The sequence below is a fragment of the Mesorhizobium shangrilense genome (assembly GCF_040537815.1).
In the GTDB taxonomy this organism is placed as follows: Bacteria; Pseudomonadota; Alphaproteobacteria; order Rhizobiales; family Rhizobiaceae; genus Mesorhizobium; species Mesorhizobium shangrilense.
The window spans coordinates 252,612-268,989 of sequence record NZ_JBEWSZ010000002.1 but is presented as its reverse complement, the minus strand read 5'-3'; the positions used below and the strand labels follow the sequence as shown (position 1 = coordinate 268,989).

The following is a 16,378-nucleotide window of genomic DNA, read 5'->3' as shown; positions in this document are numbered from 1 at the left end:
CCGTCTCGGTCGGCATGGATCAGGCTTCAGCCATCGGTATCAATCGTGATCAGTGACGCCATGTTCGGGCTGTTCAACGGCACCGACGAGGGGCAGCGACATCCTGGCATGACCGCGACATCGAACAGCTCGGTGATATGCCCCCTGAGCTCGATCCATTCGGCGATGCCGCCCGTGTGCAGGTCGATGATGTAGATCGCGCAGCGTGGCTCGGCGTCGCGCGTCTCCAGATTGACCTGAAGCGGCAGGTCCTTGAAAAGCCCGTCGCGCGGCAGCGATGCCGTCACCAGCGCAAAGCGGCCGAAAAAGCTCAGGCCGCGCAGGAAGCCGGGGCAGAAGGCGATGTTCTGCTTTTCGTTGGTCTTGGGGTCGATGCGGACAAGGAAGCCACGGCCGGAATCGAGCACCCAGAGCGCACCATCGTGGAAGCGCGGCGAATGCGGCATCGACAGGTCCTCGACGACGACCTTGTCCTCCGTGATGTCGATGATCATGCCGCCCTCCCAGCGGCGGTCGCGCCAGCCGCCGACCGAATCCGAACGGCTGATGGCGGTGACGTAGCGCGCCCGGCCGTTCTGCATGGCCAGGCCGTTGAGATGGCAGCGGTCCTCCGGCACCAGCTTGCTGATGAAGGAGGGCTTCCACAGCGGCCGGAAGGAATGCGTCGGGCTGAGCGTCGCCAGGCAGGAGAACTTGGTGTTGATGAACACGATCTGCCCATCGTCGCGAACGGCCAGCTCATGGATGTCGAGATCGCCGGTGTAGGACGCCGCGCGCGGCATATACATGCGATCATGGACATTGTTGGCGACCTGTCCGGGGCCGAGGATGTTTTCCAGCCGCCATATCGCGGTGTCCGAGGCAAGCAGGATGCGCTGTCCGGCGATGGTGATACCCATGGCGCGGGTGAAGTTGGTCTGGTGGATCGATGTCTTCCTGTCGCCGGTCAGGCCAACCAGGAACAGCTGCCCGCTCTGGTAGGAGGTGAAGGCCAGCGAACACTGCGCCGTCTCCATCCAGTTGACGAAGCCGCGTGACAGCGAAACGTTGGTCTGCTGTTCCTGTGCGCCGGCCGACGTCTCCGTCGGTTTTGCTGCGGTCTCGCCGGTCGTGGAATTGCTCACGCTATCGCTTCCCATGTGTTGGAATGCTCCGCCGTCCCGAAGGAAATCCTCCAACGACTACGCCGGCCACGAGGGCCGGCGCAAGGGTTAGGCAAACTATCGAACTACCAGCTGTAGCGCAGCGTCGCGCCGAGAGACCCTGCACTTAATCCGTCGCCGAACCGGTAGCTGCCGCGGACAACGCCCGACCAGTTGTTGGCGCTCGCCACGCTCACACCGGCGCCAACCTCCCCAAACGTGCCATTGCCCGTACTGTCGGAGGTCGAGAAGGCGCTGCCGGGGAAGTCGATGCCGACGCTGTTGCTGCTGCCGAAATGGTTCCAGACGCTCAGCGTCAGGTCCGGCGTGACGGTCATGCCGTTCATCTGCATGTCGGTTCCGACACGCACGCCGATCCGGGCACGGCCGCTGCTGCCGTTGTCGAAGGAGACATCACCGCCGAAGAGGGACAGGGAATCCATCTGCGTGTGAACCCATTGCAGGCTCGCCTGAGGCTCGATGAAGCCCCAGCCGGTCGCGAAACGATAGCCGGTATCCAGGCGCACGCCGATATTGGTGGCATTGGTGCTGGCATTGCCGTGATTGTCGTTGATGTCGACATTCAGGAAGTCCGCCTTGAGCAGGCCATCGAGATAGAAGCCGCCGTTCAGGTAGGTCGCATAGGCGCCAACCGTGCCGCCCTTGTATTGCCAGCTGTCGCCCGTCGCGGTGAAGTCCAGTGTCGACGTGACATAGCCGGCCATCAGGCCGAACATGACGTCGCCACCGGCAACGCCTTCGATCCCCATGTCGACGCCGCCCAGGAACGCACCGGTGTTCTGCCTGCGATCAAGATTGACCGTCTCGGGCGTGTGGGAAATCGGATCGACATAGCTCACGCTGCCGTCCTGATCGGACCAGTCGCCTGCCGCGCGCGCCCACAGCCCGCCCATGCGCGGGGTGGGTGTCGATACGACGATGTCGGCATTGTGCACGCCGCTTGCCTCGGTCCGCAGGTCCGCCATGCGGTCCTGCCAGAAATCGGTGGTGTCCTGCCACACATTCTGCGCGCCTGTCATGCCACCGGGCAGTTCGAACGCCGCATTGCTAAGGCCAGTGGATTCCAGGCCGTGCGTGTTACCCCGCAGGAACAGACCGTAGGTGAAGAAGCCACCGCTTACGGGACCTGCCAGCTCGAAATCGCTGGCGAGCGTCGTCCCGGTCACCGTGACCACGGGGACAAAGACATTGGGCGCGCCACCGCCGACAACGTTCACGACCAGCTCCGTGTGGCCGGAGGCATTGCCGCCGATCGTCAGCGTATCGGCGGTGCTGGTTGCGAAGTTGACGTCGACGCCGAGCTTTGAATTGCCCTGTCCGGTGAAGTTCCCGCTCGTGGTCAGCTTGTCGCCGGCCACGCCGTCGATCATCGTCGTCAGGCCGGCTCCCGAGCCGGTGCTGCCATTGACGAAGCTTGCGAGGCCAAGGAAGCTGACAGAACCGCCTGACGCATTGATGGTGCCGGAATTGTTGAGCGTGTTGCCAGCGGCGCCGAAATTGCTGTCGGTGATTGCCCTGAACAGGCCGCCGTCGTTGATATTCATGACGTTTCCGTCACCGCTCAATACAACGCGGCCGAAGATCTTGCCGGAATTGTTGATTTCGACCGTTCCGGCGGTCGATTCGATGGCGAGGTCATTTTCCGCGCCGACATAACCGCCGGCGCTGATGTTGACAGTCGATCCATCTGTCGAGTTGACCTTGATGCCACCGAGTTTGCCGTAGATGTCCGCGCCACTGGTGATAACGACACTGCTCGCGTCACCAGTCGCCTCGGCAATCACGCCAAAGCCGCTATTGCCCCTGATGACGCTGCTGGTTCCCGTGATCCCGATCGTGATGCCGCTGTTTGCGCCGAGCGAATAGGCCGCGATGGCGGCGGTGCCGTTCCCCGAACCGACCGAGGCACTGTTGGTGATGATGACGCTGCTGTCATCGCTGTTCGACTTGGCATAGATACCGTTGCCATTCGTCGAGAATATCTTGCCGCTGTTGGTGACGGTGACGGTGCCGTCGGTACCGTATGTGTAGGCGCCGATGCCGTGGCTACCGGAGTTGATTGCTGCAGCATTGGTGACGTCAACCGTGCCGCCATTGTCTGGATTGGGATCCTGGCCGGCGGGTTCCTTGCTGCCCGCCTGGGCGAAAATGCCGAGGGCGTCACTGCCTGTCGTGGTGATCGTGCCGCCAGCCTTGTTGTTGACGACGACGCTGCCGTTATTCGTTGGAACGATGATGGTGCCGTTGCTGACGCCATAGTAGTTGGCGATCGCCGAAATGCCGGCGGCGCTCTTGCCGCTGGTGGTGATCGCACCGCTGTTGGTGACGTTGACTTGGGCGTTATCGCCGGTGACGTCGGCGAAGATACCGGTCGAGCCACCGCTGCCCGACGTGCTCGTGCCGGTCTGGATGCTGCCGCTGTTGTCGACCGTCACCTTGGCGTTGGCGCCATAGGAGGCAGCCTTGATGCCCACGGATTCGGCTGCGGTGGTGATATTGCCGCTGTTCGTCACCGAAATAACTAGGTCGGTGCCGGTGAATGATGGACCATTGATGGCTTCGATACCGACGGATTTGTTGCCGCCACCGGTGGTGTCGATGTCACCGCTGTTGGTGATGGTGATGGTGGAGTCACCCATGTTGGCCAAGGCCTTGATGCCGTCCGAGCCGGCAAGCCCGCCGGTGCCCGAGGTGATGGCGCCCTTGTTGTCGATGGTGACGTTGCCACCGCTACCATAGGTGAACCCGGCGATACCCATGTAGCCGGAATGGATCGTCGCGGCGTTGGTGATCTGGACCGTGCCACCATTGTCCGGGTTCGCCTTGCCGACGCTACCGGCCTGGGCGAAGATGCCATAGGCGCCGGCGCCCTCGGTGGTGATCGTGCCGCCCGCCTTGTTGTTGATGACGATGCTGCCGTGGTCGCCCTGGCCGCTGTAATAGTTGGCGATCGCCGAAATGCCGGCGGCACTGTATCCGATGGTGTGAATCGTTCCGTTGTTGGTGACGCTGATCTGGCTGTTGTCGCCGCTGACATCGGCGAAGATGCCGGTCGATCCGCCGCTTGTCGACGTACTGGCCCCGGTTACGATGTTGCCGCTGTTGTCAACGGTCACCATGCCGCCTGCGCCGGCCGAGCGGGCGAAGATGCCTTCGGAATCCGCACCGGTCGTGATGTCTGCCGTGTTGGTGACGGAAATGTGCAGGTTCGAGCCGGTGAACAATTTGCCGTTGATGGCCTCGATACCTATCGAATTCGCCCCACCGGCCGTGGTGTCGATGGCCCCGCTGTTGGTGACGCTGAGGGTCGTGTCGCCACCATTGGACACCGCCTTGATGCCGTCCGACCCGTCGTCGCCGCCCGTTCCGGACGTGATGGAGGCCTTGTTGGTGATGGTGATGTCACCGCCACTGCCATAGGTGAAGGCGCCGATACCGATGTAGCCGGCGCTGATCGTGGCATCGTTGGTGAGCTTGATCGTGCCGCCATTGTCGGGATTGGCAGGACCTATGCTGCCTGCCTGGGCAAAAATGCCATAGGCACCCTTGGTGGTGGTGATTGTACCGCCAGCCTTGTTGTTGATGACAATGCTGCTGTTGGAGCCGGTATAGTAGCTGGCAATGGCTGAAATACCGGCAGCGCTCTGACCAGAAGTGGTGATGGCGCCGCTGTTGGTGATGTCGACCAGCCCGTTGTCGCCGCCGACATTGCCGACGATGCCCGTCGAGGTGCCGGACGTCGATGCGCTGTCGCCGGTCGTAATGCTGCCGCTGTTGTTGATGGTCACGACATTGTCGGAGCCATAGGTGGTGCGGCCGAAGATGCCTTCGGCATTGGGGCCGGCTGTCAGGTTGCCTGAATTGGTGATGGTGATGTGCGTTTGGCTGCTCGATGCGTCGCCAGTCGCCTTGATGCTGTCGCTGTAAGAGTTGATGTCGCCGGTGTTCTTGATTGTGATGTCGGCGCCGACCCCGTTCGTACCGGCATAAATGCCGCGCGCGCCAGTCGATTGCGAGAAGACCGGGTTGGGGATCAGCGATGTCGAGTCCGTCGTCAGCGACCCACTGTTAGTGATGTCGACGGTATTTGCGTTGCCGGTCGTCGCGATGCCGATCGCATTGTCACCGGCCACCGTCGCCGTACGCGGATCGGTATTGGTGCATGATATGGGCGTCACAGCGCCACTGACGGTGATCGGAGCAGGCGATGCCGGCTGCGTACAACTGGCCGCGAACGACTGAGACGAGAGCGCCATCAGCGTCGAGCCGAGCGCCGTGCCCAGCAACAGCAACCTGCGACGCTTTGGACACAGTTCCACCCTGCCGCGAACCAGCGCGACCGTCGACCCAAGCTCATGCATTTTCAAATGCCCTCCGCGCGGCAAGGGATAAACCTGCACGCGAAAATTGCAATTCGAGTCGAAGGATTCTTGAGAGGCCGCTAATGATAATGATTTGCTGTGCTAATTCGGCAACATCAGCAACAAACTCGGATTGACGACTTTAATCGTATCGGTTTGAACTATCGATTGGAAATTGACAGATTCAAAAAGACTCAGAAAATCATCTAAAAATTCCTTACAATTTCAGCTTTACTACAGAGGCGCTAAAACATCGCGATCATCAAACAAACGCATAGTCGTTGCGTTGCCCAACAACGCAGAAGAATTGACATGAACTGACCTTGGCGCACCGTCATACAGATTAGGATTGATCGGGATTGAACATGTCATGCAGGCACTCAAATAGACAGTGTCGCCTGCAGCACAAAAGCGCCAAGCCTCAAGACGACTGAATTTCTACGTGACAAAGCAATCGCCATTCAGCAATTGATCGGGAGCATGATCCAAAAATGAATCCGGTTTTCGGAAGGGATCAGGCTCAAACAAACATATCGAACCCCATCCCGATGCCGTCGGGATGGAACAGGCTCTGGAGCAATCCCAGGAAACGGTTTTCCGTCCGGAACTGCGCCAAACGAAGAATCAGAGTGATTCTGGGTTCTGCGTTTCCGTGAAACGCAGAACCGCCCTAGAACGCCGCGCCGCGCCGTTCGGATGGCTTGAGCTCATCGAGAAGCGTGCGGATGACGCCAGCCATGTTCTGGTTCATGTCGCTGCGCCACAAGGCAAAGGCCACATTGGCCTCGACGAACCCCTCCGGCGAGCCGCAATCGAATGTGCGTCCCTGGTAGTGGTAGCCGTAGAAGGGCTGCTGCTTTTCCAGCTTCAGCATCGCGTCGGTGAGCTGGATCTCGTTGCCGGCGCCCCGTTCCTGGCCTTCGAGGATCTTGAAGATCTCCGGCTGCAGGATGTAGCGCCCGTTGATGTAGAGATTGGAAGGGGCCGTGCCCGTCTTCGGCTTCTCCACCATCTCAGTGATGCGGAAGCCGTGATGCGTATCCTCGCCACGGCCGACAATGCCATACTTGTGCGTTTCAAGCGGGTCGCATTCCTGCACCGCGATAATATTGTTGCCGGTCTCCTCGTAGAGTTCGACCATGTCCTTCATGCAGCTCTTTTCCGACTGCATGATCATGTCCGGCAAGAGCAGAGCGAAGGGCTCGTCGCCGACCAGTTCCCGTGCGCACCAGACGGCATGGCCAAGGCCAAGCGGCACCTGCTGGCGCGTGAAGCTGGTCTGGCCCGGCGAGGGCTGCAGCCGCTGCAGGCGGGCAAGCTGCTCGTCCTTGCCGCGTTGTGCCAGCGTGTCATAGAGCTCGAACTGGATATCGAAATGGTCCTCGATCACCGCCTTGTTGCGGCCGGTCACGAAGATGAAATGCTCGATGCCCGCCTCGCGCGCTTCGTCCACCACATACTGGATGACCGGCCTGTCGACGACGGTCAGCATTTCCTTGGGAACAGCCTTGGTGGCCGGGAGAAACCGCGTGCCGAGACCGGCGACCGGGAAAACTGCCTTGCGAACTCTCTTCATGCTGTCAACTATCCATCTGAAGGTCAGAACTCATAGATCCGTTCGAAATGAACGGCGCCCAAAAGGCCGGCAAACAGCTGCCATTTTTGCATTATCTCATAACTCGACAAGAGTTAAGACTCCGGCTCCGGCAACTGTCCTGGCATCTCTTTGCGGTTGAAGCCGCATTCCGGAACCGTCCGCAAGTCAACTATTGTAACCCGAAATGCACGCTTTGACATTTTCATGCCCGCATCGCAGCTGAAAGTGAGGCAGGACGTCCTGCGTGGGTCGTCCGCCTCAACAATCATCAAACTGGCTTTTCGTTCCCGACGGCACCTATGGTAAACTAATTCATAACCTGGTTCGGCGATGAATGATCTTCCTGTGACAAAGAAGGAGGAAAAGATGCCCGTTCGAAATGCCGCGAAGCGTTTTACAAGCGTCATGACGGCCGCCAGCCTTTCGCTCGCCCTGCTCATGTCCAGCGGGCCTGCCTTCGCCGATGCCGGTTTCCGGCAATGGGTTGCCGGCTTCCGCGCCACCGCCGTGGAGGAAGGCGTTTCCGGCACCGTCTACGACAAGGCCTTCCGGAGCATCAAGGACATCGATCCGGTGGTGCTGGAAAAGGCCCGCACGCAGCCCGAATTCACCGCTCCCGCCTGGGACTATTTCGACAACCGCGTCCACGACCAGTCGGTCGCGGTTGGCCAGCAGATGGCCAAGAAATGGGGACCGTGGCTGGACAGGATCGAAGCGAGATTTGGCGTCGACCGCAACATCTTGCTGGCCATCTGGTCGATGGAATCGAACTACGGCGAGATCCTGAAGCGCGACGACATCATGCGCAATGTCGTGAGTTCCCTGGCGACCCTGGCCTACGCCGATCCGAAGCGGTCGAAATACGCCCGCACCCAGCTTATCGCCGCGCTGAAGATCCTGCAGACCGGCGACATCGACGAAAGCCATCTCATGGGCTCCTGGGCCGGTGCGATGGGCCAGACCCAGTTCATCCCGACCAGCTACCAGCACTACGCCGTCGACATGGACGGCAACGGCAAGCGCGACATCTGGAATTCCATACCCGATGCGCTGGCGACCGCCGCGAATCTGCTCAAGAAGAACGGCTGGCAAGCAGGCAAGACCTGGGGCTACGAGGTCAAGCTTCCGGCCGGCAAACTTCCCAGCGGTTCCAAGACCTTGTCGCAATGGCAGGCGCTCGGCGTTGTCAGGGCCAACGGCAAGCCGTTCAAGAACGGCGCCGACAAGGCGACGCTGAAGGTACTGGATGGCCGTGGTGGGCCAGCCTTCCTGATGGTCAAGAATTTCTCGGTCATCAAGGCCTACAACAATGCCGACAAATACGCGCTTGCGGTCGGTCTTCTTGCCGATGAAATCGGCGGCTCCAGCGGTCTTGTGCAGGACTGGAAGCGCCCGTTCACCAAGCTCACCTTCGAGGAACGGCAGGAGCTTCAGAAGCGGCTTTCGCAGCATGGTCTCTATGACGGCAAGTTCGACGGCAAGATCGGCGACGGATCGAAAAATGCGATCCTGGCCTTCCAGGCCAAGGCCGGCTTGACCCAGGACGGCTATCCGAGCATGGAAGTGCTCAAATGGCTCCGCCAGAAATAGGGCCGCATGCCGACGGCGATGGGCGGGACGCCCGGAGGGGCGCTGTAGCACTTTGATCCGTGCATGACCGGTCATCGGGATCGATCCCGGTTTTCGGCTCATGCGCCAAGGGAGGAGCGATTGGTTTCGGCTGCGCGTATCAGGATGCTCGTTCGCCGCGCGCCGATTCTGATTGCGGCCGTCATCCTGCTCGCCGTCGGATCGCTCGGCGCCTTTCATGCACCGGCTATGGCACAAGATCAGCCAAGCCGCGGCTGGTCGCTGCGCGATCTTCTGTTCCCACGCAGAAGCGAACGGGTCGAGCCGCCAGCCGAGTTGCACCAGCCGAGGTCGAGGCCCAAGGTAAAAAAAGCCCGGCCTCCGCAAGAGCCGGCGGCACCGGAAACGCCGATTGTCGAAAAGGCGCCCGATGCCCGCGTCGTGCTGGTGGTTGGCGATTTCATGGCCTCGGGCCTCGCCGAGGGTCTCGATACGACTTTTGCCGACAATGCCGGGGTCAGGATCGTCTCCCGCAGCAATGGCTCGTCCGGCTTCGTGCGCGACGACTTCTACGACTGGCCCAAACAGATCAAGTCGCTGATCGAGACCGAAAAGCCCGCTGCCGTTGTCGTCATGCTGGGATCCAACGATCGTCAGCAGATGCGCGTCGGCGATGTGCGCGAGCAACCCCGATCCGAGAACTGGAACAAGGAATATGAACGCCGGATCAACGCATTCGGCGAAGCCATCGCCTCGACCAAGATACCCTTCCTGTGGGTCGGCATGCCGGCATTCCGTGTATCCAAGATGACCTCGGACATGCTGGCCTTCAACGACATCTATCACTCGTCCGCCGAAAGCCATGGCGGTGAGTTCGTCGATGTCTGGGAAGGGTTTGTCGACGAGAATGGCGCCTTCGTCACCAGCGGGCCCGACATCAACGGCCAGGCGGTGCGGCTGCGCGCCGATGACGGCATCAACGTATCGAAGGCCGGAAAGCGCAAGCTTGCCTTCTATACCGAAAAGCCGCTGATGAAGATCCTTGGGCTGACCACGCCGGGCGCCGTCACGGTCTCCGCACCAGCTGGCGCCCCGGTCGAGGCGCCGACGCCCGCGCCGGTGCCTGTCATCGTCGACCGCACAGTGCCGATGCTGCTCAACGATCCAGCGCTTGATGGCGGCTCGGAACTGCTTGGCGCGGCGCCGCCGGCGAAGGTTGATGCGAACCTGCCCGGCGAAAAGCTCATCATCAACGGCAAGGCGTCCGACGCCTCCCCCGGCCGCGCCGACGACTTCTCCTGGCCGCCAAAGACATCACCCGCGACACCGGCAGCTACCGCCAGCACGGCGACGCCGACGATCCCCTGAAGCACCCGGTTGTTCGATGGAATGCCTTCCCCGGACTATCTCGGGATCGGCAAGCTGGTCAGGCAGGCAAGGCGCCGGCTCCATTGCCGCGAGACAGGGTTTCGGTCAGGAACGAGAGCAGAGGCTGCACGATCCGCGCCTCGACCGTCTCCTCGCCGATCACCACGATCTCCGTCATCGGCAGCACCGGCCACAATTCGGACGGCGGGATGATGCGGAGCCCCTCCTGGACGAAGGAGCGTCCGAGCACAGTGACGCCGAAACCTCCCGCCACGGCCGCGCGCGCGCCATTCAAGCTGTTCACCGTGCATGTCACGCCCCAGTCGCGTCTTACTGAATCGAGCGCCCGGATCGCGACACCGCGATAGGTGCAAGGTGTCGGCAGAAGCACCAGCGGGACAGTTTCGGACGATTGGTGATCATAGCCCGCCGAAGCGATCCACACCAAGGGCTCACGCCAGATGACACGGCCACGCTGGGCACGGCCATCCTTCTTCGCGATCACCACATCGAGCCCTTCGTCCTCGTAGGCGGCCAGCAGGTGGCAACTCAGGCCGGTCATCAGTTCGAGCCGCACGGCCGGGCAGAGCGCGGCGAATTTTGCCAGAAGGGCCGGCAGATGATGCGGAACGAAATCTTCCGAGATGCCGATGCGCAAGCGCTTGACGTCGGCAGGTTCGACCAGGGTGCGCACCGCCATGTCGTTGAATTCAAGCATGCGGCGCGCCGCCGACAGCAATCGTTCGCCCTCCCCGGTGAGGACCAGCGAGCGGCTCGTGCGGTTGAACAGCGGGTGGCCGAGCAGTTCCTCCAGGCGGATGATCTTCTGGCTGACGGCCGATTGCGACCTGCCGACCACGTCGGCGGCAGCCGTAAAGCTGCCTGTCTCCGCCACCGTGGTGAATGCGCGCAGGAGGTCGATTTCCAGGTCGGGATACCGCATCGGGCTTCCTTTGATGCCGAGTGCCCAACTCTTAGCTAGAAACGTTCCCGATCGATACCATAAGATTTATGCGTTTCCGTTGAGCCAGCCGAAACGGCAGAGTTCACCCGTGGTCTACACGGGTTGGGAATATCGAATGCGTGCAATGGTGCTGAAGGCTGTCGGCGGGCCGGAGAATTTCGAACTGGCCGATATCGGCACGCCGCGACCAGGCCCCGGAGAGGTGCTGGTGCGTGTGCACGCCAGCGCCCTCAACCCGGTTGATGCCCGCATTCGCAACGGACTGCCGATCGGCCCCGCTCTGCCGGCTGTTCTCGGCGCTGACCTGTCCGGAACAATCGAAGCCGTTGGAGATGACGTTTCCGGCCTGTCTCCGGGAGACGAGGTCTATGGCTGCGCCGGAGGCGTGCGCGGCTTGGGCGGCAGCTTTGCCGACTACATCGCGGCCGATGCCCGCTTGCTGGCCCCAAAGCCCAGCCGTCTTTCGATGCGCGAAGCCGCCGCCATGCCGCTGGTGTCGATCACCGCCTGGAACTGCATGGCGAGAGCGGATGTCCGCGCCTCCGACCATGTGCTGGTGCATGCCGGCTGCGGCGGCGTCGGCCACATCGCCCTGCAATTGGCAAAGGCGCGGGGCGCACGCGTCACCGCCACCGTTTCCTCGCCTGAAAAGGCTGCGATCGCGCACGAGCTTGGCGCCGACCACACCGTCCTCTACGGCCAGGAGAGCGTCGCGGATTGTGTTGGACGCTTGACCGCGGGCCGAGGTTTCGACGTCGTGATCGACACGGTGGGTGGGGGAAACCTCGATCGTTCCTTCCAGGCGGCGGCAATTGGCGGTCGCATTGCCGCGACCGCGGCGCGCAGCACGCACGATCTATCTCCCCTGCATGCCAAGGCGCTGTCGCTGCATGTCGTGTTCATGCTCATTCCCCTCCTTGAAAAGGTCGGCCGGGAGGATCACGGGCGCATCATGCGGGAAATCGCTGTTCTGGCCGACAATGGCAAGGTGCGTCCATTGGTCGATCCCCGCCGATTTGGGCTGGAGCAACTCGCCGACGCCTTTCGCCATCTTGAAAGCGGACGAGCGCTCGGCAAAGTCGTCGTGGATCTGATGTGAGGTTGACGATGGTCGAGGCACCGAGCGGGCTGACGGAACTGGACATCCACAACGCGGCGGAGGCGATCCTGCGCGCCGAGCGCGAGGGTAAGGCCATGCCGCCGCTCAGCGGCCAGCATTCCGGGCTCAGCCTCGATGACGCCTACCGCATCCAGAACCTGCTGACGCGGATGCGCCAACAGCAAGGCATCGCTCTCGCCGGCTACAAGATCGGCCTGACGTGGCTGACGACGCAGATCGCCTGCGATCTCGACGCGCCGATCCACGGCCGGATCCTGCGCCACGCCGTCCACCAGAGCGGCGCAAGCCTGTCGGCACAGCGTCTGGTGAAACCGCATGTCGAGGTCGAACTTGCCTTCATCATGGGCCGGGACATCGACCGTCCGATCGAGAATCTCGACGAGATCCTTGCCGCGACGGATCGCATCGTGCCCGCGCTGGAACTCGTCGACCACCGCATGGCGCCGCCGCGCATCGTGGCGGATACGGTCGCCGACAACTCGGCCTTTGCTGGCGTCATCCTGGCCGAACAGCGCTTCCGGCCAGATGACATCGACAGCCGCTGGGTCGGCGCCACCCTGTCGCGCAACGGCGTCGTGGAAGAAACCGGCCTGTCGGTCATCGGCATGGGTCATCCCGCCACGTGCGTGGCCTGGCTTGCCAACACGCTGCTCAAGCGGGGTGAACATCTGGCCGAGGGCGACATCGTCATGTCGGGCGCCTTTGCAAGAGCCTTGCCCGTCGCAAGCGGAGACGCCTTCACCGCCGATTTCAACCGGTACGGCACACTGGATGTTTCGTTCACGTGAGCGATCACCCTCCGGTCGTCATCGGTTTCCACGCGATGTGACTTTAAGAATCCGACGAATTGGTCGGTCATGGGAGAACTACAGATGAACACCCGCAATAGCCTCGAAAAACCGGTTCCGGCGCCCGTCACGCAGATGGCGGCCATGGTTCGGGACAACAGGATGGACCGGCGCGAATTCCTCGCCATCGCCAGCATCATGGGCGTGAGCGCTGCAGGCGCCTACGGCCTCATCGGCCTGGCGGCGTCGGTGCCGGCGCGGGCGGAGGAACCGAAGAAGGGCGGCGTCCTCAAGATTGCCATGCTGGTCAAGGAACTCAAGGACCCGCGTACCTTTGACTGGGGCGAGATGGGCAATCTGGGACGCCAGTTCCTGGAGCCGTTCGTCGAATACACCTCCGACTTCACCTTCCAGCCCAAGCTGCTTGAGAGCTGGGAGATCAACGACGACGCCACCGAATATGTCCTGCATCTGCGCAAGGGCGTGAAATGGAACAATGGCGACGACTTCACCGCCGAGGACGCCTTGTTCAATCTCAACCGCTGGTGCGAGAAGGCGCCGGGCAACTCGATGGCCGGCCGCATGGCCGCGCTCGTCGACGCCAAGACCGGCAAGGCACGCGACGGCGCCATCGTCAGGGTTGATGATCATACGATCAAGCTGGTTCTGTCCAAGTCCGACATCTCGCTCATCGCCAATTTCGCGGATTTCCCTGCCTTGCTGGTGCACCGTAGTTTTGAGCAGACAGGCTCCAACCTGGTGAAGCATCCGATCGGCACCGGCCCCTTCGAACTCGTCTCCTTCGAGACCTCGACCCGCGCGGTGTACAAGCGGCGCGAAAGCCCCTGGTGGGGCGGCGAAGTTCATCTGGATGGGGTCGAATTCATCGACTACGGCACCGACCCCAACGCGGTGGCGAGCGCCTTCGAGGCTGGTGAAGTCCACTGCAATTTCGAAACCACCGGCAACCAGATCGATGTCCTGGATTCCATGGGCCTTCAGCGCGGCGAAGCGCAGACCGCGGCAACCGCCGTCGCCCGCTTCAACGTGACCAGGAAGCCCTATGACGACCAGCGGGTGCGCAGGGCCATGCAACTGGCCGTCGACAATGCCGCCGTTCTGGCCCTCGGCTACAGCAACCGCGGCACCCCCGCGGAAAACCACCATGTCTGCCCGATCCATCCCGAATATTTCCCGCTGCCGAAAGTGGAGCGGGATCTCGACAAGGCGAAGGCGTTGATGAAGGAGGCGGGCCAGCTGGATTTCGAGCACGAGCTGATCAGCGACGACGACGACTGGCACAGGGACACGGCCGACGCCATCGCCGCGCAGATCCGGGAAGCCGGCTTCAAGGTCAAGCGCACCGTGCTGCCCAGCTCGACCTTCTGGACGGACTGGACGAAATATCCGTTCTCGCTGACCGGCTGGACGATGCGACCGCTGGGCGTACAGGTGCTTGCGCTTGCCTACCGGACCGGAGAATCCTGGAACGAGACCAGCTTCTCCAACGCCGAATTCGATGCCAAGCTCAATGAGGCCTTGTCCATCGCCGACGTCGAAAAACGCCGCGCCGCCATGCAGGACGTGGAGAGGATCCTCCAGGATTCAGCGGTGATCATCCAGCCCTACTGGCGCAAGCTTTTCGTTCACTTCGTCGCCGCGGTGAAGAACCGTCACGCCCATCCCCTCGACCAGATCCAGCTGGACAAGGTCTGGCTGGAAAGCTGAACTCCGCGCCACGGCGCCACCTTTCGAGAACCGGCGACGGTTTTCGAAAGGTCCTCAAAGGGGGCCCCCCAGGCCCCGAAGCGGTTTCGGGATACAGGGATACGCACGATTGGAACACGTCGCCATCCAAGGCGACCTGTTCTGATCCGACGACGATATCAGCGCGGCAGGACGCTCGACCCCATCAACGCCTCGTCGATCGAGCGCGCGGCCTGGCGGCCCTCGCGGATCGCCCACACGACCAGCGACTGGCCACGGCGCACGTCGCCCGCCGCATAGAGCTTGTCGACGCTGGTCTTGTAGTCGCGGTCATTGGCCTCGACATTCTTCGAGCGGCGGCTGTCGGTGGCGATCTTCATCTGGCCGTCCAGTTCCGTCAGCAATCCGGCCGTGGCCGGGCCGGCAAAACCGATGGCGATGAAGGCGAGGTCGGCGCGGATGACGAATTCGCTGCCGGGGATCGGCTTGCGCTTCTCGTCGACCTCGCAGCATTTCACGCCGGTCAGCTGGCCCTCTTCCCCGATGAACTCAAGCGTCGCCACCTGGAATTCGCGCTCGGCGCCCTCCGCCTGCGACGACGAGGTGCGCATCTTCGTTGCCCAGTAGGGCCAGACGGCGAGCTTGTCTTCCTTTTCCGGCGGCTGCGGGCGGATGTCGAGCTGCGTGACGCGTACCGCGCCCTGGCGGAAGGCGGTGCCGACACAGTCGGAAGCGGTGTCGCCACCGCCGACGACCACGACATGCTGTCCGCTGGCGATGATCGGATGCGATGGCCACGCCACCGACTGGATCGGCTCGCCGCCGACGCGCTTGTTCTGCTGCACCAGGTACGGCATCGCGTCATGCACGCCGCCGAGATCGTCGCCCGGAATGCCGGCCGCGCGCGGCGTTTCCGAACCGCCGCAATAGAGCACGGCGTCGTATTCGGCGAGCAATTCGGCCACCGGCTTGTCGACGCCGACATTGACGCCGCAGTGGAAGGTCACGCCCTCGCCCTGCATCTGTTCGATGCGCCGGTCGATATAGTGCTTCTCGATCTTGAAGTCGGGAATGCCGTAGCGCATCAGACCGCCAGGCCGGCTCTCGCGCTCATAGACATGGACGTCGTGGCCGGCGCGGCCCAGCTGCTGGGCAGCCGCCATGCCCGCCGGACCGGAACCGATGACGGCGACGCGCTTTCCCGTCTTCTTCTCCGGCGGATAAGGCCGGATATGGCCGGTCTCGTAGGCCTTGTCGGCGATTGCCTGCTCGACCGTCTTGATGGCGACCGGAATGTCCTCGAGGTTCAGCGTGCAGGCTTCCTCGCAAGGCGCGGGACAGATGCGGCCGGTGAACTCCGGGAAGTTGTTGGTCGAATGCAGGTTGCGGATCGCATTGTCCCAATCGCCATTATAGACGAGGTCGTTCCAGTCGGGGATCTGGTTGTGGATCGGGCAGCCGGTCGGCCCATGGCAGAACGGAATGCCGCAATCCATGCAGCGCGCCGCCTGTTTCTCGACCTCCTTGTCCGACATCGGCAGCGTGAACTCGCGAAAGTGCCGGATGCGGTCGGAGGCCGGCTGGTACTTGTGCACCTGCCGGTCGATTTCGAGAAAGCCTGTTACCTTGCCCATAGTCCAGTTCCTGCTGTCCAGATGGTGCGGTTTTCGCCGCACCCGTTAACCTCTTGAGGCAGCCGTGGCAACCTTCCAATTGAGGTCAAACTGTCGATGAAAGTGGG

At 62.1% G+C, this 16,378-nt stretch carries 10 protein-coding genes; 5 read left to right on the top strand and 5 right to left on the bottom strand.

Annotated features, from left to right (window positions below; all coding sequences use genetic code 11):
• Window positions 1-26: 26 nt before the first annotated feature.
• The 3 genes from ABVQ20_RS25930 to galU form a co-directional block, all read right to left on the bottom strand.
• Window positions 27-1,124 (bottom strand): TIGR03032 family protein, encoded by a 1,098-nt coding sequence (locus tag ABVQ20_RS25930; RefSeq protein ID WP_354462508.1) that lies wholly within the window; start codon window positions 1,122-1,124, stop codon window positions 27-29.
• Window positions 1,125-1,228: 104 nt separating this feature from the next.
• Window positions 1,229-5,524, bottom strand: coding sequence for a beta strand repeat-containing protein (locus ABVQ20_RS25925; RefSeq protein WP_354462507.1), 4,296 nt, complete (start codon window positions 5,522-5,524; stop codon window positions 1,229-1,231).
• 670 nt (window positions 5,525-6,194) lie between these two features.
• Window positions 6,195-7,100, bottom strand: coding sequence for a UTP--glucose-1-phosphate uridylyltransferase GalU (galU, locus tag ABVQ20_RS25920; RefSeq protein ID WP_354462506.1), 906 nt, complete (start codon window positions 7,098-7,100; stop codon window positions 6,195-6,197).
• 387 nt (window positions 7,101-7,487) lie between these two features.
• On the opposite strand from galU, the gene ABVQ20_RS25915 reads away from it, so the two are divergent.
• Together ABVQ20_RS25915 and ABVQ20_RS25910 are read left to right on the top strand one after the other, a co-directional pair.
• On the top strand, window positions 7,488-8,711 hold the full coding sequence (locus tag ABVQ20_RS25915; protein ID WP_354462505.1) for a lytic murein transglycosylase: 1,224 nt from the start codon (window positions 7,488-7,490) through the stop codon (window positions 8,709-8,711).
• Between the two features lie 120 nt (window positions 8,712-8,831).
• The gene (locus ABVQ20_RS25910) at window positions 8,832-10,058 is read left to right on the top strand and encodes an SGNH/GDSL hydrolase family protein (protein ID WP_354462504.1); all 1,227 of its coding nucleotides are present in this window, start codon (window positions 8,832-8,834) and stop codon (window positions 10,056-10,058) included.
• A 58-nt stretch (window positions 10,059-10,116) separates the two neighbouring features.
• Here the strand turns inward: ABVQ20_RS25910 and ABVQ20_RS25905 are convergent, their stop codons facing one another.
• Window positions 10,117-11,001, bottom strand: a complete 885-nt coding sequence (locus ABVQ20_RS25905; protein WP_354462503.1) for a LysR substrate-binding domain-containing protein — start codon at window positions 10,999-11,001, stop codon at window positions 10,117-10,119.
• A gap of 136 nt (window positions 11,002-11,137) precedes the next feature.
• Here ABVQ20_RS25905 and ABVQ20_RS25900 point away from each other — a divergent pair, with 136 nt between their 5' ends.
• The 3 genes from ABVQ20_RS25900 to ABVQ20_RS25890 all read left to right on the top strand — a co-directional run bounded on the left by ABVQ20_RS25900 (window position 11,138) and on the right by ABVQ20_RS25890 (window position 14,658).
• The gene (locus ABVQ20_RS25900) at window positions 11,138-12,121 is read left to right on the top strand and encodes a zinc-dependent alcohol dehydrogenase family protein (protein ID WP_354462502.1); all 984 of its coding nucleotides are present in this window, start codon (window positions 11,138-11,140) and stop codon (window positions 12,119-12,121) included.
• An 8-nt stretch (window positions 12,122-12,129) separates the two neighbouring features.
• Window positions 12,130-12,930, top strand: a complete 801-nt coding sequence (locus tag ABVQ20_RS25895) for a 2-keto-4-pentenoate hydratase (RefSeq protein WP_354462501.1) — start codon at window positions 12,130-12,132, stop codon at window positions 12,928-12,930.
• Between the two features lie 84 nt (window positions 12,931-13,014).
• The gene (locus ABVQ20_RS25890; RefSeq protein WP_354462500.1) at window positions 13,015-14,658 is read left to right on the top strand and encodes an ABC transporter substrate-binding protein; all 1,644 of its coding nucleotides are present in this window, start codon (window positions 13,015-13,017) and stop codon (window positions 14,656-14,658) included.
• A 158-nt stretch (window positions 14,659-14,816) separates the two neighbouring features.
• Here the strand turns inward: ABVQ20_RS25890 and ABVQ20_RS25885 are convergent, their stop codons facing one another.
• Entirely contained in the window at window positions 14,817-16,271 is a 1,455-nt protein-coding gene (locus tag ABVQ20_RS25885; protein ID WP_354462499.1) for a glutamate synthase subunit beta, read from the bottom strand.
• Between the last annotated feature and the right edge of the window lie 107 nt (window positions 16,272-16,378).

Bases quoted from the DNA above. Each gene is read 5' to 3' on its own strand.
- ABVQ20_RS25925 (WP_354462507.1), bottom strand. From the start codon at position 5,524: ATGCATGAGCTTGGGTCGACGGTCGCGCTGGTTCGCGGCAGGGTGGAA.
- galU (WP_354462506.1), bottom strand. From the start codon at position 7,100: ATGAAGAGAGTTCGCAAGGCAGTTTTCCCGGTCGCCGGTCTCGGCACG.
- ABVQ20_RS25915 (WP_354462505.1), top strand. From the start codon at position 7,488: ATGCCCGTTCGAAATGCCGCGAAGCGTTTTACAAGCGTCATGACGGCC.
- ABVQ20_RS25905 (WP_354462503.1), bottom strand. From the start codon at position 11,001: ATGCGGTATCCCGACCTGGAAATCGACCTCCTGCGCGCATTCACCACG.
- ABVQ20_RS25900 (WP_354462502.1), top strand. From the start codon at position 11,138: ATGCGTGCAATGGTGCTGAAGGCTGTCGGCGGGCCGGAGAATTTCGAA.
- ABVQ20_RS25895 (WP_354462501.1), top strand. From the start codon at position 12,130: ATGGTCGAGGCACCGAGCGGGCTGACGGAACTGGACATCCACAACGCG.
- ABVQ20_RS25890 (WP_354462500.1), top strand. From the start codon at position 13,015: ATGAACACCCGCAATAGCCTCGAAAAACCGGTTCCGGCGCCCGTCACG.
- ABVQ20_RS25885 (WP_354462499.1), bottom strand. From the start codon at position 16,271: ATGGGCAAGGTAACAGGCTTTCTCGAAATCGACCGGCAGGTGCACAAG.